Here is a 23378-nt window from a genome sequence, read left to right on the forward strand (position 1 = left end):
TGGTCGGGGCGGCGGGATTTGAACCCACGGCCTTTCGGACCCGAACCGAACGCGCTACCAAACTGCGCTACGCCCCGATGCACCTATTATACTATAATTAACTTTTTATTTCAAACCCTTTTTTTATTTTTAATGTAGAAATTCAATTTTCTGTATACTTACCATAATGTGGGACAATATAAAATAAAAGCAGGAATTTTGTTGAAAAGGGAGAAGATAATTTATGCCAGATAAAATCAAGGAGGTCGGTGCAGTGAAAAATACTTTTAGACAAAAAACTTTAAAGAATGGCATGAATATATATGTCCATTCTACTTCAAAGTTTAAAACAACTACGTTTTGTTTATTCATCCATCAAGAGTTGGCAAGGGAAACTGCTACAAAAACTGCGCTCCTGCCATTTGTACTAAAAAGGGGTAATAAAAATTTTCCTACTTCAAGAAGTCTAAGTTTGTTTCTTGAAAATTTATACGGTACTAGTATGGGTGGGGATATACTCAAGCGTGGGGAAACACAGATTTTACAATTTTTTATGGAAGCGATAAATACTAAATATGTAAATGAGAAAGATATACTAAGAAAGGGCTTGACAGCTTTTAGAGATATGATACTAAATCCGGTGATGGAAGAAGATGGTTTTAAGAAAGATTATGTAACACAAGAGAAAGATGTGTTAAAAAGAAATATAGAGTCATTGTATAATGATAAGTTTAATTATGTAATTGAAAGATGTTTTCAAGAAATGTGTAAAGATGAAGCTTTTAGTATTTATAGGTATGGCAATGTGGAAGATTTGAATTTTATCGATAATAGGAATTTATATGGCTATTATAGAGATTGCATTTCTCATTGTCCTATAGACTTGATAGTATTAGGAGATGTAAATGAGCAAGAAATTGAACAGATAATTGAAGATACATTTTCATTTGAAAGAAAAGAGATTAAACAAGTCGAAACAAAGTTTACTCCTAAAACCATAGAAGAACCCAAATATATCGAAGAAAAGCAAGATGTTAATCAAGGTAAACTGGCTATGGGATTTAGGACTAACACCAGGTATGGTGACCAAGATTATTATGCTCTAATGGTATACAATGGAATTCTCGGTGGAGGAACCCACTCGAAGCTTTTCCAAAATGTACGAGAAAAAGAAAGTCTTGCATACTATGCATTTTCAAGACTCGAAAAAAACAAAGGCTTAATGCTGATAAGTTCTGGAATAGAATTTAACAACAAAGACAGGGTATTAGATATAATAAACCAGCAGTTAGATGATATATGCAAGGGCAAAATATCTGATTACGAGTTTGACAGCACAATAAAGAGCCTTACAAACTCTTTCAAGGAAGCCGCAGATAACCCATCTATGATTATAAGCCTGTATTTGGACAGTATTATAAATGGAGTACAAGAAACTACGGAAGAGATTATTGAAAAATTGCATAAGGTAACTAAAGAGGATGTAATAAATGTGGCACAAAAAATAAGTTTAGATACTGTATTTTTTTTGAATAAAAAGTAAGCGAAAGGTGGTAAATAATGGATACATATTTAGGAGAAAGTCTTTTTTCAAAACGCCTAAAAAACGGTCTTCAGGCATATGTTATGCCAAAAAAAGATTATAATAAGATATTTGCCATGTATTCGACTCGTTATGGGTCTATAGACAGTGAGTTTATAGTACCTGGTACCGGTGAACATCTAAAAGTTCCGGAAGGTATAGCCCATTTCTTGGAGCATAAGATGTTTGAAATGGAGTATGGAAATGTTTTTGATAAGTTTTCTGAGTTGGGAGCATCATCAAATGCCTTTACAAATTATACTAATACGACATATCTTTTTTCCGCAACATCATATTTTGAGGAAAATCTGAAACTTCTATTGGAATTTGTAGAAACGCCATATTTTACTGAAGCTAGCGTAGAAAAAGAAAAGGGAATTATAGCTCAAGAACTCCGCATGTACGAAGATGAACCCGAATGGCAGGTTTTGTTAAATCTTTTAAAATGCCTATATCATAACCACCCTGTTAGAATAGATATTGGAGGGACAGTAGAATCTATACAAAAAATAGATGTGGGCACCCTTTATAAATGTTATAATACGTTTTACCATCCAAGTAATATGGTTTTATTTGTTATTGGCTGTATAGAACCCGAAATGGTTTTTAAATTAGTAGAAAAAGATGAACATATAAAAGCCTTGTATCCTCAAGGCGACATAAAAAGGATTTATCCAGAAGAACCTACTACTGTCCATAAATCCACTCATACGGTCTGCCTAGATGTAGTAGAACCTTTGTTTTTAATGGGTTTTAAAGACGTTGATGTAGGATATGATGGCTTACCACTTTTGAAGAAAGAAATAACTACAGAAATCCTGTTAGAAATTATTTTAGGTCGAAGTTCAGAGTTTTATGAAAAGTTATATGAAGAAGGCTTGATTGATAATAGATTTAGTTTCAATTATGAAGGGCAAAAAGATTATGGTTTTTGTACCATAGGCGGTGAAACGAGAGATCCCGATAAACTTCACAAAGAGCTTATTAAAAGTATTTCTCACAGTATAAAAACCGGTATTGACTCTGAGGATTTCGAAAGGGTAAAAAAGAAATGTATGGGTGAATTCATCCAGAATTTTAACTCATTAGAATTCATTGCTGCTGCATTTGTATCTTATCATCATAAAAACATCAATATTTTTGACTATATGAACGTATTACAAGATATTACTTTAGAAGATGTTACAAAGCGTCTAAATAGTTTCTTTGATCTTTCCAAACATGCAGTTTCTATAGTAATGCCCAAATAAGCTAATAAAGGAAATAGGTTTTATTTTGGCTGTTATTCTACAAAATATAATATAAGATTACGGTTTTAATACAACAAAAAGCGAGCACATCAAACTATTTTTGAGTAATTGCGATGTGCTCGCTTTTTATGGTGTAAAAAAGGCGGGATATTTTTTTGTTATTTTGTTATCAAAAGAAGGAATTCTTTAACATTCATAGAATAGTTTAAGTGGGTTAAAGTGGTGAGAAGTGGTATGAATAATGGCAAAGTGGAGTGAAAACCATGTTCATGGGTCAGTTCCAGCATTCCTTGGATCAAAAGGGTAGGTTAATAATTCCATCCAAATTCCGCGAAATGCTTGGGCAAAGCTTTGTTTTGACCAAGGGTTTAGATTCATGTTTATTTGTTTATCCTAATAGTGAGTGGACAGTGCTGGAACAGAAGTTAAAAGCCCTTCCGTTTACCCAAAAAGATGCTAGAGCTTTCATAAGGTTTTTTTTCGCAGGTGCTGTAGAAGCTGAAATGGATAAGCAGGGCAGGATTTTGATTCCTATGCAGCTTAGGGAACATGCCCATATTGATAAAGACGTGGTTGTTTTAGGCGTGTCAAACCGCGTTGAAATATGGAGTCAGGAGCAGTGGGAATCTTATAATGCAAAAGCTGCCTTGTCTTATGAAGATATTGCTGAAAAATTGGATTTAGGTATATAGGAGATGCAAGGCATGGAATATCATCATGTACCAATACTTTTACATAAGACGATAGAAATGTTAGACCCTAAGCCTGGTGGCGTGTATGTTGATGCTACGCTGGGAGGAGGAGGACATTTTCGTGAGCTTCTAAAAAAGGCTGAATATCAAGGAACTTTTATTGGCATAGATCAGGACGAAGTAGCAATTTCAAACGCAAAGGAAATTTTTTCTAAGTTTTCCTGTGATATACGTCTTATACACGACAATTTTTATAATTTAAAAAAAATAATAAAAGAAAATAAGTTAACCGAAATAGATGGAATACTATTTGATCTTGGTGTATCCTCATATCAATTTGATGAAGGAGCAAGGGGCTTTTCGTATAACAAGGACGCTCCACTTGATATGAGGATGGATCAGCGAAAAACTTTAAGTGCTAAAGATGTTGTCAATAATATGTCCAGAGATGAGTTGAAACAGATAATTAGTGAATACGGAGAGGAATCTTGGGCAGGACGTATAGCTGATTTTATATGTGAGGCACGTTGCCGAAAAGAGATAACTACTACGGGTGAATTAGTTGAAATTATAAAAAATGCCATACCAGCCAGGGCTAGGCGAAAAGGTGGACACCCAGCTCGCAAGACATTTCAAGCACTTCGCATTTATGTCAACAAAGAACTTGAAATTTTAGACTCAAGCATAAAGGATGCAGTTGAGCTTTTAAAGCCGGGTGGCAGGATTTGTGTTATAACCTTTCACTCACTAGAAGACCGAATAGTTAAAAATGCTTTTAAATTATTGGCCACGGACTGTATATGTCCTAAAGAAGCTTTGATTTGTACATGTAATCACACAAGGGTTCTAAAAATATTAACATCAAAACCAATATACCCATCAAAAGAGGAGATTAAATTAAATCCGCGAGCCCGTAGTGCTAAGCTTAGAGTGGCTCAAAGGCTTCCTGTTCTAAAATAAGGGAAGGGTGAATAAAGTGGTAGTAGCTGAAAGAGATTTACAAAGAGGAAATTTTTATCAAAATCAACATGAAGTCTATCGTCAAAATACAAGACAACAGGAAAGAAAATCCAGCTCAAATTACAAAGTAAAGTACATAATCAGGCTCTTATGTGTTGCTCTTTTGGCTTTTTTGCCATTATACAGATTTGCCGTAATTACTGAAAGCCAATATCGAATTGACAAATTGCAGTCGGAAATCAAAGAAATAGAATTACAAAACGAGCACCTAAAAGTAGAGATAGCTAATTTGAAATCGGTTGCAAGAATTGAAGATATTGCAAAAAGCAAATTAAATATGAAAGAGCCTGAAAATCAACAAATAATTTACCTTAATGTTGATTAATTGTGTGGGTGAATAGAAAATGACGGTTCCTCAAATTGTCATTAAAAGGAGATTGGTTATACTCCTTTTATTTTCATTGGTTCTTAGTTTTGCTTTACTAGGACGTGTCTTCTGGATACAATTTGTCCAGGGCGAAGAATTGAAAAACCGAGCATTAGGCCAATGGACAAGTGATGTACCTATTGAGCCTAAAAGGGGCGACATATGTGATAGAAATAATAATCCTCTTGCTATCAGTGCTACAGTTGATACTGTCGTAGCAAGTCCTCCGGATATTGAAGATATAGAAAAAACGGCAGCTTTGCTGTCCGATGTGCTGGATATCGACCCAAAAAAGTTAGAAAAGACTTTAATTGAAGCTAAAACCGAAAAAAAAGGTGCTATATATATAAAACGCAAAATAACTGATGAAGAATCAGAAGCAATAAGGAATCTAAATTTAAGAGGGATATATTTTACCAAGGAAAATAAGAGATTTTATCCTGAAAGAAATCTTTGCTCTCATGTTTTAGGTTTTACTGGAATAGACAGTCAAGGCCTTGATGGGGTAGAATTGATTTATGAGAAATACCTTAAGGGCAATCCCGGTAGGATCGTATCTGAAAAGGATGCCTTAAGCAGAAAACTTCCCTATGGTATAGATAAGTACGTACCGCCGGAAGATGGATTGAATCTGGTTCTAACAATAGATAAAATCATTCAGCATATTGCAGAACGAGAGTTGGAAAAAGCTTTAGCAGAGCATAAAGCTAAAAGAGGCACAATCATTGTAATGGATCCTAAAAGCGGTGAAATACTGGCCATGACCAATAAACCTGATTATGATCCCAATATATATAGTGAATTTTCGCAGCAACTATGGCGAAATGTAGCCATATCTGATGCTTATGAACCGGGGTCAACTTTTAAAATCGTTACTGCTTCAGCCGCTTTGGAGGAAGGAGTAGTTCACCTCGAGGATAAGTTTTACGATCCGGGATATATCATGGTTTCCGGTGTGAGAATAGGGTGCTGGTATCATGGAGGTCATGGAAGTCAAACCTTTATTCAAATAGTTGAAAATTCATGTAATCCGGGCTTTGTTGATGTGGCGATGAAACTCGGAAAAGACCGATTTATGAAATACATAAAAGGTTTTGGTTTTGGTGAAACTACAGGGATAGATTTGCCAGGAGAAGCGCGTGGCCTTATTGATCCATCAAAAGTCGGTCCTGTGGAGCTGGCTACTATTTCCTTCGGACAAGGAATTTCAGTGACGCCTATTCAGCTTATTTCAGCTTTTGCAACTGTGGCTAATGATGGTAAAATGGTTCAACCTCATGTGGCTAAAGCAGTTACGGATAAAGATGGGAAAATTGTCCAAGAGTTTTCCTTTGAACCTTTGCGACAAGTTATATCTTACGATACTGCACAAGAAATGAAAATGATTCTAGAAAGTGTTGTTACTAATGGTACCGGTGGGAAAGGTAAGATAGAAGGATATAGGGTGGGAGGCAAGACTGGCACCGCAGAAAAATATTCTCCTGGAAAATATGTGGTGTCTTATGCAGGATTTGCACCTTGCGATGATCCAAAATTGGCTATCTTGGTTATTATTGATGAGCCGTCAGGCGGTCTGATTTATGGCGGAACTATCGCAGGTCCTGTTTTCCAGAAAGTGATGGCTGACTCATTGAATTACTTGGGTGTAAAACCGAAAATTCCTCAGGTTGAAGATAGCGAAAATGTTGAGGTGCCTGATTTACGCAATCTTTTTATAGAAGATGCTAAGAAGATATTGATTCAAAAGGGGTTGTCACCTAGAGTTGAAGGAGAAGGTTATGTAGTGACAGAACAAGTGCCATTGCCAGGTGTTGAAGTCAAAAAGGATTCCACAGTAATACTAAAAGTGTCTGATTCACGTACAAACAAGGACCCAGTGACAATACCTGATTTAAAAGGTAGAACTGTTAAAGAGGCAACCGATATAATTAACGCTATTGGTTTAAATATTGAGATAGCCGGGAGCGGTTATGCCGTTAAGCAAAACCCTCTACCAGGCATAGGAGTTAGTCTTGGGACTACGGTAAAAGTTGAATTTTCTCAGACACCAAATATGTAGATTTACATGTAATAATCGAATTGGTAAAAAAGAGGGATTACTATTGAATGCACGAGAACTAATACAGATTCTTCCGGATATAATATCAATAAAAGGCTATATTGACGTGCCGATTGAGTCTATTGACTATAACTCAAAAAAAATAAAAAATGGAGCAATTTTTGTAGCTATTCCAGGCTTTAATTATGACGGACATGATTTCATTTTCGAAGCTCTTGAGCGTGGCGCCAGTGCCGTAATTGGAGAAAAAGACTTAGATCTTGGTGAAAAACTGTATATAAGGGTTAAAGACAGTCGAAAGGCTCTGGCTTTAAGCTCCGCATGGTTTTATGAGTATCCTGCTGATAAATTGAAGTTAATCGGTGTTACAGGTACCAGCGGTAAGACTACTGTAACATATTTAATTAGCGAGATGTTAAAAGATATCGGTATTTGTACAGGCATAATTGGAACAATCGGGAATGTATTAAATGATCGAAAGATACCTACATCTCATACTACGCCTGAATCCTTAGAATTAAATCAGCTTTTTTCTAAAATGGTAGAAGAAAACATTAAATATTTAGCAATGGAAGTATCCTCACATTCCTTAAAACTACATCGAGTGGAAGGAATAAAATTCGATGTAGGAGTTTTTACTAATTTGACCCAAGATCATTTAGATTTTCATAAGACCTTTGAAGATTATTTTAATTCAAAGAAAAAACTCTTTAGTCAGTCAAAGCAAGCTGTGATAAATATTGATGACGAGAGCGGCAAAAGATTATTAAACATTATTAATATTCCTAGATGGACCTATGGTCTAGATAAAAAAGCTGATTTAAGGGCTGAAAATATTCGGATAACAGCTAATGGAGTTTCGTATGATTTGGTTTTCAGAGATAAAACCTATCCTGTCTTTTATTCTACACCAGGATTATTTAATGTCTATAACTCCTTGGCAGCTATAACTGCAGGAGTGGCTTTAGGTTTTCCAATAGATGGCTTAATAAATGCTCTAAAAAAAGCAAAGGGAGTTCCTGGCAGGTTTGAACTTGTTGAAAACAATCAAGGGATTATTGTAATAGTGGATTATGCGCATAAACCCGATGGTTTGAAGAATGTTTTATTAACAATTAGAGAATTTTGCACAGGAAAAGTAATTACAGTTTTTGGCTGTGGAGGCGACAGAGATAAGGGTAAAAGGCCTATTATGGGTAAAATATCCTCAGAGCTTTCCGATTATACAATTATAACTTCGGACAACCCTAGGAGTGAAAAGCCCGAGGCTATAATCGAGCAAATAGAAAGCGGAATCATCGGAGATAATTATGAAAAAATTACTGATCGTTCAGAGGCTATAAAGAAAGCCATTTCCATAGCTAAAAAGGGTGATGCTGTTTTAATAGCCGGCAAGGGCCATGAAACTTATCAAATATTTGGTGATAAGACTATCCATTTTGATGATAGAGAGGTTGTAAGAGAGTATTTTAGCAAGAGGGGTTATTTAAATGAGGGCACTAACTATTAAAGAAGTTATTAAATCTACTAATGGAGAGTATTTAGGTAATCAATTTAACAAACAAATAACGGGGATCTCTACTGACTCTAGAACAATCAATAAGGGAGACTTATTTGTGCCTTTGACGGGCCCTAATTTTGACGGTCATGATTTTATAAAACGAGCCTTTGAAAAAGGTGCTGTTGCGACTCTTTGCGGTAAAGATAAAAGAAGTAAAGTCGATAATTTACCAATTAAAGATATTATTTTTGTAGATAATCCACAGTCGGCTTTATTGAGTCTTGCAGCATATTATCGAAGGCTTTTTGATATTCCTTTTGTTGCGATTACTGGCAGTGTGGGCAAAACTACTACTAAAGAGATGACTGCCGAAATATTAAAGATGAGGTTTAAAGTTTTAAAGACCTTGGGAAATCTTAATAATGAAATAGGTTTGCCGTTGACTATTTTTAAGCTAGAGGAAGGTTATCAGGTGGGGGTAGTTGAATTAGGGATGAGTGCTCTTGGGGAGATAAGCCGTATGGCAAGCATAGTAAGACCTAAGATTGCCGTTATTACGAATATAGGCACTGCACATATAGAAAAACTCGGAAGCAAACAAAATATAGCTCGGGCTAAGATGGAAATTCTTGAACCTTTAGGGGAAAATGATTTAGCTGTTTTAAACGGCGATTGTCAGGAATTATGGGATGCACGAAAAACCATTGTCCCTAAAACGGTATTTTTTGGACAAGAACGTGGAGATGTAAAAGCAAGGAATATAAAATCCAACAGCACAAATGAATTAGAGTTTGATATATATGGCTGCTATGGTGAAATGACATTTAAGGCTTTATTACCTGGAATTCACAATGTTAATAATGCCTTAGCCGCTATAGCCGTTGGCTTTGAAATGGGCCTTACAAGGGATGAAATACAGCAGGGGCTTTTAAATTTAAAATTACCTGAGATGAGACTTCAGCTTAAAAAATCTTATTTTGGAGCTGATATCATTGATGATGCATATAATGCTAACCCCGACTCTATGAAAGCGGCTCTTGATTTTTTGCAGCAATGTAGTCATGGCAAGAAAAGAGCCGTAATATTGGGAGATATGTTGGAACTAGGGGATTTATCAGAAAAAGCTCATTTTGAAATTGGTAAGTATGCGGCTGAAAGGGCAGATATATTTATTGCTGTAGGAAATTATGCTCAAAGTTTTAAAAAGGGAGCTCTGCAAGGTCATCTGGACAGTCGATGTATTCATACCTTTTTAACAGTTAGAGAGGCAGTCGGAGAAGTAAAAAAACTTGTCGATGATTGTGATATAATTTTAATAAAAGCATCCAGAGGTATGAAAATGGAACAAATCACGCAGACATTGGTCAGGGGGTCATGAATTGCACATTGAGTTTTATACAGCCATAGTTTCTTATGTTATGACAGCAGCTTTAGGATTATTATTAATCCCTATATTGCAGAAACTTAAATTCGGACAAACAGTTAGAGCCGATGGTCCTCAACGCCATTTAAAGAAAATGGGAACACCAACCATGGGAGGTATTATTTTTATTCCGGCTATTGCATTGACAACACTGCTTTTTACTGGTTTTTCATTTGATACATTTGTGGCGATTATTTCAATGATAGGATTTGGTCTTATTGGTTTTGCCGATGATTTTATAAAAATAACCAAAAAAAGGTCTTTGGGCCTTAGAGCAAATCAAAAACTTTTATTTCAGCTAATATTTTCTGTTGGTCTGGTCTTATACGTGTTTATTAATTATAGCAGACCTACAGAAATTTTACTGCCTTTTTATCCAAAGATGATTAATCTTGGTTTATTTTATATTCCAATAACTATAATCTTTGTTATTATTGGTACAGTAAATAGTGTAAATCTAACAGATGGTTTAGATGGACTGGTTTCGGGTATAGTTGCTATTGTAAGTTTTTTTTATACAGTTTTTTTGATTATAAATGATTATTCAGACTTAGCTATATTCAGTGCAGCCATAACTGGTGCATGTCTTGGATTTTTATTATTTAATCATTATCCGGCCAAGGTTTTCATGGGAGATACCGGATCACTTGGCCTAGGTGGTGCCATAGCATCAATTGCTGTCTTATCTCGCAGCCATTTTTATCTTGCTATTTTTGGCATGATATTTGTAATTGAAACCCTATCAGTTATTTTGCAGGTTGTCTTTTTCAAAATAACAGGAAAGAGAATATTTAAAATGAGTCCCATTCACCATCATTTCGAGTTATGTGGATGGAGTGAGCGCAAAGTGGTTCATACTTTCTGGCTAATTACCTTTATTATGGGAATCATAGGTTTTCTGATATATAAGGTGTAATTATGAGTTATTTTGTATCATACAATACTTAAAAAAGAAAGGGGAAATACTTTGTGGAACTTAAGGGGAAAAACGTGCTGATATTAGGGCTGGCGCGAAGTGGAATTGCTGCGGCAATGGAACTTGCAAATCTTGGAACAACAGTAACTGCTAGCGATATAAAGCCCAGAGAAAAATTTAAAGATATGGGTTTCTTGGAATCCATGGGTATTCAACTGGTCTTTGGCGGCCATCCATTGACACTTTTAAACCAATGCGATCTTATTGTGTTAAGCCCGGGAGTTCCCAGCGATTTAGAAATTTTAAAAGAAGCGAAGAAACGCAATATCCCAATTATCAGTGAATTAGAGCTGGGTTACTGGTTTGCTAAAGCCCCAATAATTGCCGTTACCGGAACAAATGGCAAAACGACAACGACAACATTAATAGGTGAAATACTAAAAAATGGAGAAAAGAACATTATTTTAGCTGGAAATATTGGAATACCACTGATAAGAGAAGTGGAAAAAGCTGAAGACAAAGATTATTTAGTGGTAGAGGTCAGTAGTTTTCAATTAGAAAATATTATGCATTTCAGACCTAAGATAAGCGTAATATTAAATATCACTAAAGATCATTTAAACAGACATAAAACCTTTGAAAAATACATAGAAGCAAAAGCAAGAATACTTGAGAATCAAACAGAAGGGGATTATGCCGTATTAAATTATGATGATCCTATTGTAAGAGCCTTCGCAAAAAAAGCTAAACCGAAAGTTTTGTTTTTTAGCCGGAAAGAAGAGCTCGAACGAGGGGCGTATGTAAAAAATGGTGTAATAGTAATAAGAGATAACGGTAAGATATACCCTGTGCTTAAAGCCGAAGAATTAGGTATTAAAGGCAGCCATAACTTAGAAAATGCTTTGGCAGCTGCTTGTGTTGCTTGGATAACAAGGATTAATTTAAATAATATGGCAGAGACGATGAAGGATTTTCGCGGCGTTGAGCATCGCTTAGAATTTGTGGCAAATATTAATGGTATAAAGTTTATTAATGATTCTAAAGCTACAAATCCAGATGCAGCTCAAAAGGCTATTGAGGCGTTAGAAGAACCTATTGTGCTCATAGCTGGCGGATATGACAAAAAGAGTGATTATAGTGATTTTGTAAAAACGTTTAAAGGAAAAGTTAAAAAACTTATTTTAATAGGTGATACGGCTTCTATTATAGAAGATACTGCTAAAAAACACGGTTTTTTTGACATTAAAAGAGCCAACTCTTTGCAAGAGGCTGTAAAGTTTGCTTATAATGCAGCCACAGCAGGTGATGCAGTACTTTTATCACCAGCTTGTGCTAGTTGGGATATGTTTGAAAGCTTTGAGGAGAGGGGACAGATTTTTAAAGAAACAGTGCACTCTTTGAAGAGGTGAAGGAGCGATGCGTATGTCCCGAAAGCCGCCTGATTTTGCTATACTTTTTGCAGCTTTAGTTTTAACATGTTTTGGAATGATAATGGTTTTTAGTTCCAGCAGCGTAAGGGCGTATTACTATTTTAATGACAGTTTCTATTTTTTAAAGCGTCAGTTGATTTGGTCTGTTCTAGGATTTATTGCAATGATTTTTTTTATGAATTATGACTATTGGAAGATAAAGCAGTATGAAAAACCAATCGTTTTTGTTATGATTTTATTATTAGTCTTAGTTCTCATTCCTGGAATTGGCAAAATAGTCAATGATGCACGGCGCTGGATTGGCGTAGGAAATTTAACGTTGCAGCCCTCGGAAATTGCAAAACTGGGCATGATTATATATCTTTCTTGTGGCTTGGAAAGGAAAGGGGATAAAATTAAATCTTTTTTTATAGGTATTCTCCCATTTCTAATAGTAATGGGATGTGTATGTGGTTTAATTCTTAAGGAACCTCATCTAAGTGCGGCAGTGCTTATAGGGATGACGACACTTGTAATGCTGTTTGTCGCAGGGGCTAGAATTATACACATGGCAAGTTTGGGGATTGTAGGTTCCGCTTTGGCACTAGTGCTAATAGTTAAGAAACCTTACAGACTTAAAAGACTTCTTTCATTTTTAGATCCATGGAAGAATCCCAGCGATGGAGGATATCATATCATACAGTCCTTATACGCACTGGGTTCAGGAGGCTTAATTGGGGTAGGTCTTGGCAGAAGCAGGCAAAAATTTTTTTATCTCCCAGAGCCACAAACAGATTTTATATTTTCGGTTATAGGTGAAGAATTAGGCTTTTTAGGAGCAGCTTTTGTAATATTGTTTTTCATGTTTTTCATTTGGAGAGGCTACAGAACAGCTATAGCAGCTCCGGATATGTTTGGGAAATTGATGGCAACAGGCATAACTACGCTTATAACCTTACAGTTTTTAATAAATATAGCTGTCGTAACGGCTTCAGTGCCTGTGACAGGAATGCCACTGCCCTTTATAAGTTATGGCGGCTCGTCATTGACTATTACTTTATCACAGGTAGGTATTTTATTAAATATTTCCAAATATACGGAGGTTAAGTGAGATGCCCCCCAAAAAAAATAAGAAAATTATCTTAGCAGGTGGTGGTACAGGCGGGCATATTTATCCTGCAATAGCTATTGCAACAGGATTGAAACAGGAATTCCCGGATTCTGATATTCTTTTTATAGGAACAAACAGAGGTCTTGAAAAAGAATTGGTTAAAAAAGCCGGATTCGCATTAAAAACTATAAGAGTAAAAGGTTTTCAAAGAAAACTATCTTTTGATACAATTATATCCATTAAGGAGTTGGCACTTAGTGCTATAGATTCAGTTAAAATAATAAAGAAGGAAAAACCGGATATAGTTATTGGAACAGGAGGATATGTAGCTGGTCCTATAGTGTTTTTTGCCTCACTTATGGGAGTTCATACCGCTATTCACGAACAAAACGTTACACCGGGTATAACAAATAGAATTTTATCTAAGTTTGTTGAGAAAGTTTTTATCAGTTTTCCGGATTCGCTGAAGTATTTTCCCAAAAATAAGACAGTGCTAACAGGAAATCCAGTACGAAACGAAATTACTAAAAGTATACGCTCCCAAGCTTTAAAAAAGTTTGGATTACTATTAAATATTCCTACAGTACTCTGTTTTGGAGGCAGTCAGGGAGCCGCGCGCTTAAATGATGCTATTCTTTATATTATTAACGAAATTAAAGATACAAAACGATTTCAACTGATACATATCACAGGAATAAATCATTATAAAAAGACAATAGACTTGTTAGCAAATAAAGGGATAGATTTAAGTAAGTTAGGGCACATTATTATAAGGCCATATATTCATGAGATGCAAGACGCTTATGCTGTTGCTGATTTAGTTATTTCAAGAGCAGGAGCGCTTAGCATATCAGAATTGAATGCATGTGGCAAACCGGCAATTTTAATCCCACTTCCTACAGCAGCTAACCGTCACCAGGATTTCAACGCTAAGTTTATGGAGGAAAACGGTGCTGCTATAGTTATTTCTGAAGCAAGTCTTTCAGGGGAAAAGCTTCTTGACACAATTAGTAATATTATTTTTGACCAAAAACGTTTACATCAGATGGCGGCAGCTAGCAAGAACTTAGCAAGAGAGGATGCACTTGAAAAGATTTTAGCCGAGATAGTGAAATTGGTAAAGTAAGTGAAATATTTACTTAAGTTATACAGTATGTTAATATAAATTTGTACAAGTGCTATGATAGTAACACCTTAATTTTTTTTGCATAATATATTATATATAATAATTGTTTGGTCTCATGGAAGGAGCGAATGATTTGACAGGAAATAGTAATCGAATTCATTTTATCGGAATTGGCGGCACAGGCATGAGTGGTATAGCAAAAATTTTGATGAATATGGGATATACCGTTTCAGGTTCCGATTTAAAAGTATCAGAAGCCTTAATTCGACTTAGAGATGCCGGCGCCCGGGTCTTTATTGGTCATAACGCCTCAAATGTTGAAGGAGCTGATATAGTAGTTGTATCATCTGCCATACCAAAGGCAAATCCGGAATATATAAGAGCTATTGAATCCAATATTCCCGTAATACATCGAGCCGATATGCTGAGCTTATTGATGACTCCTAAAAAAGGAATTGCCATAACCGGAGCTCATGGGAAAACAACAACTACTTCGATGATTTCATTAATAATGGAAAAAAATGGATTCGATCCTACTGTCATAATAGGCGGAGAATTGAATGATATAGGTGGAAATGCCACTTTGGGAAAAGGAGAGTATTTGGTAGCTGAAGCTGATGAAAGTGATGGCTCTTTCATGAAACTACATCCACATATAGCAGTTATTACAAATATAGAAAACGATCATATGGATTATTACAAAAATATGAATTCGATGAAGAAAGCATTTAAAAAATTTATAGATAATGTGAACAAAGACGGATTTATTATTTTTGGTAATGATAATAAGCACGTTCAGGAATTGGTAAAAGAAACCAATAAAGAGTATTATACCGTTGGAATTAATTATCCGTCGGATTTTATGGCGAAAAATGTTAAAATGAATGGATTAATAACACATTTTGACGTATGTTTTAGAGAAAAATTATTGGGCAAAGTCGAATTACATGTACCCGGCCTTCATAATATACTTAATGCAACCACTGCTATAGCCGTAGGAAATCGCATAGGTATTGATATGGAAGGTATGATTGAAGCAATAAAAACATTTCGAGGGGTACAGCGAAGGTTTCAAATCATCAGTGATATCAGAGGGATAAAAGTTATCGATGATTATGCACATCATCCCACAGAAATAAAAGCTACGCTGAGAGCTGCTAGAAACTGTAATCCTAAAAAAATCTATGCAATTTTCCAACCTCATAGGTATACCAGAACTCAATTGTTGGCAGAAGAATTTGGAGCTGCATTTATAGATGCAGATGAGGTAATAATTACCAGCATTTATAGTGCCGGTGAACAGCCGATAAAAGGGGTATCTTCTGCACTTATAATCGATTCGTTGAAAAGAAATGAGAAAAATGTTGTATTTATAGAGAATAAAGAAGATATTGCGGACTATATACTTGATAGAGCTATGCCGGGAGATTATATTTTAACTATAGGGGCGGGAGATATAAATAAGATTGCCTATAATATTGCAGATAAGTTAGAAGCTTGCCCGAAGGAGGTAATTGGTGAATTTCGGGAGGTGAATTAAGCGGGATGTATATTATAAAGGGCGGAGAAACTCTTTATGGGAAAATAAGGGTTCAAGGTTCAAAAAACTCCAGTCTCCCAATATTAGCCGCAAGCATATTAAATGGACGAAAAAATACAATTAGAGATGTGCCAAAAATTAAAGATATTGCGGTAATGACTGAAATTTTGTCATATCTTGGTGCTGATATAATTAGAGATAATAATCTAATGGTAGTTGATTCTGGAAATGTTAACTGTTCTGATGTTCCCGAACACCTAATGAGAGAAATGCGTTCATCTATAGTTCTTATGGGTGCCTTGCTGGGGAGATTTGGTAAGGCTAAGGTTTCATACCCCGGCGGATGCGAAATAGGACCTAGGCCAATTGACTTGCATCTAAAAGGTCTTGCTCAGATGGGTGTGGAATTTGGTGAAGGTCATGGCTTTATTTATGCAAAAACCGATAAGCTAAGGGGTGCGGATATTCACCTTGATTTTCCAAGTGTGGGGGCTACGGAGAATATAATGTTGGCAGGAGTACTTGCACAAGGAACTACTATAATAAGAAATGTGGCAAAAGAACCGGAAATCGTAGATTTACAAAATTTTTTAAACCGAATGGGAGCAAACATAAAAGGTGCAGGTACCGATACTATAAAAATAGAAGGATGTAAAATCGACGATTTGCAGCAGGTAGATGATTACACAATAATTCCCGATAGAATTGCTGCCGGAACATATCTTGTAGCAGCGGCCATCACGAATGGCCATATCTGGCTCACAAATGTTATTGCCGAACACGTGGAACCTATTTTGGCTAAATTGAGAGAAATGGGCTGTATGATAAATTGCAGCAATGGTGTAATTGAGTTATATGTAAATAAGCCATTAAATTCGCTAGACAGCTTGAGAACATTGCCGTATCCGGGTTTTCCCACAGATATGCAAGCACCGATGATGGCTCTTTTGTCAACAGTAGAAGGCACATCGATTTTTGTGGAAACTGTTTTTGAAAATAGATTTAAACATGCACAGGAGCTCAGAAGAATGGGAGCAAATATCTCCATAAACGGTAACACTGCAATAATCAAAGGGGTTGACAAACTTACCGGTGCCATGGTGGAAGCAAAAGATCTTCGTGCAGGTGCAGCACTTATAATAGCTGCTTTAGCTGCAGAAGGAGAAACATATGTGGAAGGTGTATGCCATATAGAACGAGGATATGAAAACATAGAAGGCAACTTATCGTCTTTAGGTGCCAAAATTGTCAAAAAAAACTAAATAAATCGTAAATATTTGCAATGTAATATAATTTACTGCAAAAACATTCTTTTTGTTTGCGGTAAATATTATTTTCTATTGAAAAAAAGGACAAGTGGTCGTTATGTACGAACGAAATCAAGTCAGATATAACACTTATCATAATAGAATAAAAAGGAAAGTCAACTATAAAAGACTATTGTTGCCGATTAGTTTTTTATGTATAATAACATTGATACTAGTAGCATCCAGCTCTTTTTTCGCTATAGAAGATATTAAAGTGAAAGGTAATAAGAATATATCCAATGAGGAAATATTAAAGTCAATCGATTATTACATTGGTATGAACTTATTAACTGTTAAACCTAAGGAACTAAAAGAAGCTATACAAGCGACAATTCCTATTGAGGATGTTATCGTAAAATACAAACTTCCACATACTCTTATTATCGAAGTCAAGGAAAGAGAGATTTCAGCTGCATTAAATTACTTGGATGGTTTTGTATTAATAGATTCTAACGGCTTCATTGTAAAGCTGGCATCAAAGCTTGAAAATTATTCAGTTCCAATAGTAACTGGCCTTAAAGTAGTTAAGGCAAAGGTTGCAGAAAAACCGCTGTTAGAAGAAAATACAGTTCATTTTAAAGTATTGCTTGGTCTGATTGAATCCTTAAAACCAATATTACAAGAGCTTTCGGAAATTAATATTGTGGTTGATGAAAATCACAAAACGAACTTTTATTTATATACTTTGGATGGATACCAAGTTTTTTTAGGTGAATTTAATGATAAAAAAATAACGATTCTGCAGACCTTGCTACAAGATGTAAGAAAGAAAGGTATGGGAACAGGTTTATTAGACATAAGTCATAATACACCAATTTTTAAACCCTTTCATATAGAACCTGAGGAGGAGAAGGAATAAGTTATGAAAGATACTACTAAAGCACATTTTGCCATATCAGTCGTCTGCTTCATATTAGGTATGTTGCTTGTAGCTCAATTTAGAAGTGTCCAAATAAGCGGTGGTGCGACAATTTCTCTTCAAAGAGCTCAAGAACTGTCTACACAATTAAAAACTGTTACAGAGGAACGGGATATGTATAAAAAGGAACTATTAGAACTTAGAAATAGACTTGCTGAGTATGAAAATGCGGCCTCTAAAACAAGCAGTTTGACTGAAGCTATGAAAAAGGAATTAGAAAAAGTTCGAATGTTAGCAGGACTAACGGCAGGAACTGGACAAGGCGTAATTATTACTCTCGATGATAGCAATTTGCCACGACAACCCGGTGAAGATCCAAACTTGTTTTTAATTCATGATGAGGATCTTTTAAAAGTAATTAATGAGTTGTTTGCAGCAGGTGCAGAAGCGATTTCAGTAAACGGGCAACGGATTATAACCAATAGTGAAATAAGATGTGTAGGGCCCACCATTATTATTAATTCAGTAAAACTTGCACCGCCTTTTATTATTCAAGCTATAGGTGATCCTGATATACTAGAAACTTCCCTTAAAATGCGAGGGGGAGTTATCGAATCGCTACAGGTTTTTGGGATACAAATAAATATAAAAAAGCAGGATAAAATTGACATGCCGGCTTATACCGGGCCGATTCAGTTTAAATATTTCGAACCTGTTAAGGCAGGTGAAATGTAAACATGATGATATATCCGTTTATAGGTTTTGCCTTGGGTTTACTGGTTGGTTTTAAATTGCCTATTTCGGTACCTGTTATATATGCACCTTATGTTTCGATTTCAATCCTAGCTGCTTTAGATTCGGTCCTTGGCGGTATAAAGGCGATGGAGGAAGATAATTTTGACACTAGTATATTTGTATCGGGTTTTTTTATCAACACTCTTATGGCAGGATTTTTAGCTTATTTTGGAGACCGACTGGGGATACAGTTGTATCTTGCTGCGATTTTTGCTTTTGGTGTAAGGATATTCCAAAATCTTGCGATTATACGCCGCAGCATAATTAAAAGATTATTTTCTAAAAATAATTAAAAATAAAAAGGAAAATTTGGTTTGCATATAGAACTTTTAATAATTAAAGTAACCTGCCCGAGAGGGAAGGGGAGGTGTAAATTTGGGAAAGAGCAACATCATAGCTAGTTTGGACCTTGGAACATCTAAAACATGCTGCATGGTAGGGGAAATAACTAGTTCAGGCGATATAGATATTTTAGGATATGGCATTTCTGAAGCTTCAGGAATCAAAAAAGGTGTAGTGATTAATATTGATTTAGTGGTTCAAAGTATACTAAAGGCCGTTAATATCGCAGAACAAATGTCAAATACAAAAATAAGCCATGTAGCTGTAGGACTATCAGGAGGTAATATTTCGCTCTTGACAAATCGTGGGGTTGTTGCTATTCCCAGAAATGAAAGTGAAATAACACCTCAAGATGTAGAAAGAGTAATTCAAGCTGCGAAAATAATGGCTATACCCTATGACAGAGAAATTATAGATGTAATACCACGAGAGTTTATTGTAGACGGATGTGATGGCATAAAAGATCCTGTGGGTATGGCGGGAACAAGGCTGGAGGTTTCAGCGTGCATTGTTTTAGGTCTTTTGACTGCAATACAAAATATTGTCCGCTGTGTGCAAAGGGCTGGTTTATCTGTGGAATCCATGATTCTAAGACCTTTGGCGGCAGCCGAAATGCTGCTTACGGAAGACGAAATGGATATGGGGGTAGTATTAGTAGATGTAGGTGCTGGTACCACTGAAATTGCTGCTTTTCAAGAAGGCTGTATAACTGCTTATGATATGATTCCTATAGGTGGAGACCTTATTACAAATGATATAGCTATTGGCCTACGATTACCATATTCTTACGCTGAAGAGATTAAGTGTAAATATGCGTGTGCATTGTCATATATGGCATCTGACAAACCTGATATAGAAATTCAGAGTTTAGGAGATTCTTTTTCAAGAAAAATTTCACAGAAAGATTTAACCGCAGTTGTGGAACCTCGTGTTCAAGAGATTTTATCTTATATCATTAAAAGCATAAAAGGTTTTGATCTTAAAGCTATGTTGCCTGCCGGTATTGTTTTTACCGGAGGAGGCTTGGTACATATAAAAGGGGCTTTGGAAATGTCTCAACAATTGCTGAATTTGCCTGTTAGATTAGGAACTACTGATTCCTATGACAGAGATCAGACTTTTACAATAGCTTTAGGTTTACTTAATTATCTTATAAAACATAGGGCTTTTGATTTAAGTTCAGCTACGAAAGAAAGATCGGCTTACGGATTTTTAGAAAGAGTAAAGAGAATATTAAGAGAGTATTTTTAAAGTTTGGGAGGTATTAACGTGTTAGATTTTGATGTTGAGATGGAACAATTCGCGAATATCAAAGTAATAGGAATTGGTGGCGGTGGTAATAATGCAATAAATCGAATGATAGATGCAGGCCTGAAGGGAGTAGAGTTTATTTCGGTTAATACTGATGCCCAGGCTCTTTATTTATCCAAAGCCGACAAAAAGATACAAATAGGTGAGAAACTCACTAAAGGCCTTGGTGCAGGAGCCAATCCGGAAATTGGCAAAAAAGCGGCAGAGGAGAGTAAGGATATAGTTGAAGAAGCTCTTGGTGGTGCCGATATGATTTTCATTACTGCAGGAATGGGCGGAGGAACCGGAACCGGTGCTGCACCAGTGATTGCTGAGATATCTAAAAATCTCGGCATATTGACAGTTGGTGTAGTAACAAAACCTTTCTCATTTGAAGGCAAAAAGCGAATGGCCAACGCAGAACTAGGAATAAGTGATATAAAGAATAATGTTGATACTTTAATTACTATCCCCAATGATAGGCTTTTATCAATAGCAGAAAAGAAGACTTCAATGATTGATGCTTTTAAAATGGCGGATGACATACTTAGACAAGGAGTTCAAGGTATTTCTGATTTAATCGCTGTGCCAGGCTTGATTAATTTAGATTTTGCCGATGTAAGGACGATAATGTTGAGCACGGGTTTAGCTCATATGGGAATCGGTAAAGGCTCCGGAGAGAGCCGAGCTATTGAAGCTGCAAAACAAGCCATATCAAGTCCTTTACTGGAAACATCCATAGACGGCGCCAAAGGTGTACTACTGAACATTACCGGAGGAGCAAATCTTGGTTTACTTGAAGTTAATGAGGCTGCCGAACTCATATCATCAGTTGCTGACCCGGAAGCCAATATAATATTTGGAGCAGTTATCGATGAAAAACTACAGGATGAAATAAGAATCACAGTCATTGCGACAGGTTTTGAAACGTTAAAAGAAAAGCCTTTAGAAATAGAAGAATTCGAAGTTGGGCACTTTATGGACGAGGACCTTGAAATTCCTGCATTTTTGAGGAAGAACAGAAAAAGATAGGAGCGCAAAAAAGCGCTCTTTTTTTTTATGCAATAAATCAAGAAGTGACATTTTTTTAATAGACATGATGTTAAAATAATCATAATGGATAAAAGAAATGCATATAAATTTTTTATAGGCTGGTCTTTTTAAGAGGTGGACACATGATTCTTTACTTTGATGTTGTTTTAATTATAAATCTAATTATGAATTATGTAATATTATACCTTGTTGCCTTGATTTTGAATAAGGAAAAAGTATATTATAGATTATTTTTGGGTGCAATGCTAGGTTGCATATTTTTGATAGGAATGGTATATCCAAAATTTGCATTCTTAACAAAGCTGCCCTCCAAAATCATATTATCAATTGCTATGGTTTTTTTAAGTTTTTCTACGAAAAATATCAGGGACTTTTTAAAAACCATTAGTTTTTTATATATTATATCATTTATGATGGGCGGAGGTGTGTTGGCATTCTTTTTTTTGTTAAATCTCAAAGAAAGTTCTCTAATTAATACCATTATATTTAATAGTATTTCAGTTCCTTGGTGGATATTACTTATTTCTGCATTTACAGTGTTTGTATTTTTAAAATATATATGGCCTATCATATATAGGATATTAGCTAAAGATGCTTTACTAGTTCTTATAACCATTGTTTTAGATGAAAAATCTACGGAAGTTACTGCCTTGATTGATACAGGCAATGATCTTTTTGATCCGATATCAAATTATCCGGTTATTATTGTAGAACTTAGTGCTGTTAAAAGTATTTTCAGTATGGATTTAGATGTTATGTTTGAAGAAGGTATGGAAGGAAATCTCGAAGCTATCAGTAAACTGGCAGCTAACTCAAAATGGGCTAATAGATTTAGAGTAATACCTTTTGAAAGCATTGGAAGAAATAAAGGTTTAATGTTAGGTTTTAAACCTGATTCAGTGACCATAAAATACAATAAAAAAATTTTGACGACTAAGGATGCGATAATAGGTATATATCAAAAAACTCTTTCACAAGAAGGAACTTACAGAGCTTTATTAAATCCTGTCCTCATAAATTGAATGAAAAATAGTATGGAGGGGAAATTATGATAAAGTTTATTAAAATCAAAACAGAACTGATAACCTTATTAAAAAAATTGGGAATATTAAAGAAGTCAGTTATCTATTACATTGGAGGCAGCGAAACCTTACCTCCTCCGCTTACAAGTGATGAAGAAGTTTTTTATCTAAAAAAGCTGCAAATGGGAGATCAAACTGTTAAGACAGTTTTAATTGAGCGAAACCTACGTCTGGTAGTTTATATTGCTCGAAAATTTGAAAATACTGGTATATGTATAGAAGATTTGATTTCTATCGGAACCATAGGACTCATAAAAGCAATTAATACATTTGACCCAAATAAAAAAATCAAACTTGCTACATATGCTTCAAAATGCATTGAAAATGAAATATTGATGTATTTGAGGAGAAATAATAAGACTAGAATGGAAGTATCTTTTGACGAACCACTTAATATCGATTGGGATGGCAATGAGCTGTTATTATCTGATATATTAGGAACAGATAATGACATGATTTATAAATATATCGAGGATGAAGTTGATAGAGAATTACTTTATACTGCTATGAAAAGGTTATCACAAAGAGAACGATGTATAATAAAACTTCGTTTTGGTTTGAATGGTGGTGTCGAAAACTCTATAGCCCCCTAACCAACTTGGAGAAAATCTTTGTATATGATAGTATAAAAGCAGGGGGTTAACTTAAATGACAAGAAAACAATATACAGAAGAA

At 35.4% G+C, this 23378-nt stretch carries 21 protein-coding genes and 1 tRNA gene; 21 read left to right on the forward strand and 1 reads right to left on the reverse strand.

Annotated elements, in window-relative coordinates:
• Positions 1 to 77: transfer RNA gene (locus BUC45_RS05705), tRNA-Pro, on the reverse strand.
• A gap of 176 nt (positions 78 to 253) precedes the next feature.
• Between BUC45_RS05705 and BUC45_RS05710 the strand changes: the two genes are divergently transcribed.
• From BUC45_RS05710 to sigE, 21 genes are all read left to right on the forward strand, one after another.
• Complete coding sequence (locus BUC45_RS05710; protein ID WP_296970920.1) at positions 254 to 1522, forward strand: pitrilysin family protein; 1269 nt, start codon at positions 254 to 256, stop codon at positions 1520 to 1522.
• Positions 1523 to 1539: 17 nt separating this feature from the next.
• Positions 1540 to 2811, forward strand: a complete 1272-nt coding sequence (locus BUC45_RS05715) for a pitrilysin family protein (RefSeq protein ID WP_296970922.1) — start codon at positions 1540 to 1542, stop codon at positions 2809 to 2811.
• Positions 2812 to 3074: 263 nt separating this feature from the next.
• A complete protein-coding gene (mraZ, locus tag BUC45_RS05720; protein WP_213975806.1) occupies positions 3075 to 3503 on the forward strand; it encodes a division/cell wall cluster transcriptional repressor MraZ in 429 nt (142 codons plus the stop codon).
• 12 nt (positions 3504 to 3515) lie between these two features.
• Positions 3516 to 4463: a 16S rRNA (cytosine(1402)-N(4))-methyltransferase RsmH gene (rsmH, locus tag BUC45_RS05725; RefSeq protein WP_296970923.1), complete on the forward strand. Its 948-nt coding sequence runs from the start codon at positions 3516 to 3518 to the stop codon at positions 4461 to 4463.
• 7 nt (positions 4464 to 4470) lie between these two features.
• Positions 4471 to 4848 carry a cell division protein FtsL gene (ftsL, locus tag BUC45_RS05730; RefSeq protein ID WP_296970925.1) on the forward strand — a complete coding sequence of 126 codons (378 nt, stop codon included), beginning with the start codon at positions 4471 to 4473 and terminating at the stop codon, positions 4846 to 4848.
• A 19-nt stretch (positions 4849 to 4867) separates the two neighbouring features.
• Positions 4868 to 6949, forward strand: a complete 2082-nt coding sequence (locus BUC45_RS05735) for a stage V sporulation protein D (RefSeq protein WP_296970927.1) — start codon at positions 4868 to 4870, stop codon at positions 6947 to 6949.
• 43 nt (positions 6950 to 6992) lie between these two features.
• Positions 6993 to 8459, forward strand: a complete 1467-nt coding sequence (locus tag BUC45_RS05740; RefSeq protein WP_296970928.1) for a UDP-N-acetylmuramoyl-L-alanyl-D-glutamate--2,6-diaminopimelate ligase — start codon at positions 6993 to 6995, stop codon at positions 8457 to 8459.
• The gene (gene murF / locus BUC45_RS05745) at positions 8440 to 9828 is read left to right on the forward strand and encodes a UDP-N-acetylmuramoyl-tripeptide--D-alanyl-D-alanine ligase (RefSeq protein WP_296970929.1); all 1389 of its coding nucleotides are present in this window, start codon (positions 8440 to 8442) and stop codon (positions 9826 to 9828) included. Before BUC45_RS05740 ends, murF begins: the two co-directional genes overlap by 20 nt.
• A gap of 1 nt (position 9829) precedes the next feature.
• A complete protein-coding gene (gene mraY / locus BUC45_RS05750; protein ID WP_296970930.1) occupies positions 9830 to 10789 on the forward strand; it encodes a phospho-N-acetylmuramoyl-pentapeptide-transferase in 960 nt (319 codons plus the stop codon).
• A gap of 53 nt (positions 10790 to 10842) precedes the next feature.
• Positions 10843 to 12198: a UDP-N-acetylmuramoyl-L-alanine--D-glutamate ligase gene (gene murD, locus BUC45_RS05755; RefSeq protein ID WP_296970931.1), complete on the forward strand. Its 1356-nt coding sequence runs from the start codon at positions 10843 to 10845 to the stop codon at positions 12196 to 12198.
• A 7-nt stretch (positions 12199 to 12205) separates the two neighbouring features.
• Complete coding sequence (spoVE, locus tag BUC45_RS05760) at positions 12206 to 13309, forward strand: stage V sporulation protein E (RefSeq protein ID WP_366749803.1); 1104 nt, start codon at positions 12206 to 12208, stop codon at positions 13307 to 13309.
• A 1-nt stretch (position 13310) separates the two neighbouring features.
• Complete coding sequence (gene murG, locus BUC45_RS05765; RefSeq protein ID WP_296970933.1) at positions 13311 to 14435, forward strand: undecaprenyldiphospho-muramoylpentapeptide beta-N-acetylglucosaminyltransferase; 1125 nt, start codon at positions 13311 to 13313, stop codon at positions 14433 to 14435.
• 133 nt (positions 14436 to 14568) lie between these two features.
• Positions 14569 to 15975: a UDP-N-acetylmuramate--L-alanine ligase gene (gene murC, locus BUC45_RS05770; protein WP_296970935.1), complete on the forward strand. Its 1407-nt coding sequence runs from the start codon at positions 14569 to 14571 to the stop codon at positions 15973 to 15975.
• 5 nt (positions 15976 to 15980) lie between these two features.
• On the forward strand, positions 15981 to 17237 hold the full coding sequence (murA, locus tag BUC45_RS05775; protein WP_296970936.1) for a UDP-N-acetylglucosamine 1-carboxyvinyltransferase: 1257 nt from the start codon (positions 15981 to 15983) through the stop codon (positions 17235 to 17237).
• A 103-nt stretch (positions 17238 to 17340) separates the two neighbouring features.
• Positions 17341 to 18141, forward strand: a complete 801-nt coding sequence (locus tag BUC45_RS05780) for an FtsQ-type POTRA domain-containing protein (protein WP_296970937.1) — start codon at positions 17341 to 17343, stop codon at positions 18139 to 18141.
• Positions 18142 to 18144: 3 nt separating this feature from the next.
• Positions 18145 to 18876 (forward strand): DUF881 domain-containing protein, encoded by a 732-nt coding sequence (locus BUC45_RS05785; protein ID WP_296970939.1) that lies wholly within the window; start codon positions 18145 to 18147, stop codon positions 18874 to 18876.
• 5 nt (positions 18877 to 18881) lie between these two features.
• On the forward strand, positions 18882 to 19229 hold the full coding sequence (locus BUC45_RS05790; RefSeq protein WP_041591528.1) for a small basic family protein: 348 nt from the start codon (positions 18882 to 18884) through the stop codon (positions 19227 to 19229).
• 82 nt (positions 19230 to 19311) lie between these two features.
• A complete protein-coding gene (gene ftsA / locus BUC45_RS05795) occupies positions 19312 to 20529 on the forward strand; it encodes a cell division protein FtsA (protein WP_296970941.1) in 1218 nt (405 codons plus the stop codon).
• Positions 20530 to 20547: 18 nt separating this feature from the next.
• Positions 20548 to 21600, forward strand: coding sequence for a cell division protein FtsZ (ftsZ, locus tag BUC45_RS05800; RefSeq protein WP_296970943.1), 1053 nt, complete (start codon positions 20548 to 20550; stop codon positions 21598 to 21600).
• 143 nt (positions 21601 to 21743) lie between these two features.
• Complete coding sequence (gene spoIIGA / locus BUC45_RS05805; protein WP_296970945.1) at positions 21744 to 22643, forward strand: sigma-E processing peptidase SpoIIGA; 900 nt, start codon at positions 21744 to 21746, stop codon at positions 22641 to 22643.
• Positions 22644 to 22669: 26 nt separating this feature from the next.
• Positions 22670 to 23296 carry an RNA polymerase sporulation sigma factor SigE gene (gene sigE / locus BUC45_RS05810; protein ID WP_296970946.1) on the forward strand — a complete coding sequence of 209 codons (627 nt, stop codon included), beginning with the start codon at positions 22670 to 22672 and terminating at the stop codon, positions 23294 to 23296.
• Positions 23297 to 23378 lie beyond the last annotated feature (82 nt).

This window comes from Tepidanaerobacter sp. EBM-38 (genome assembly GCA_001896545.1).
GTDB lineage: Bacteria > Bacillota > Thermosediminibacteria > Thermosediminibacterales > Tepidanaerobacteraceae > Tepidanaerobacter.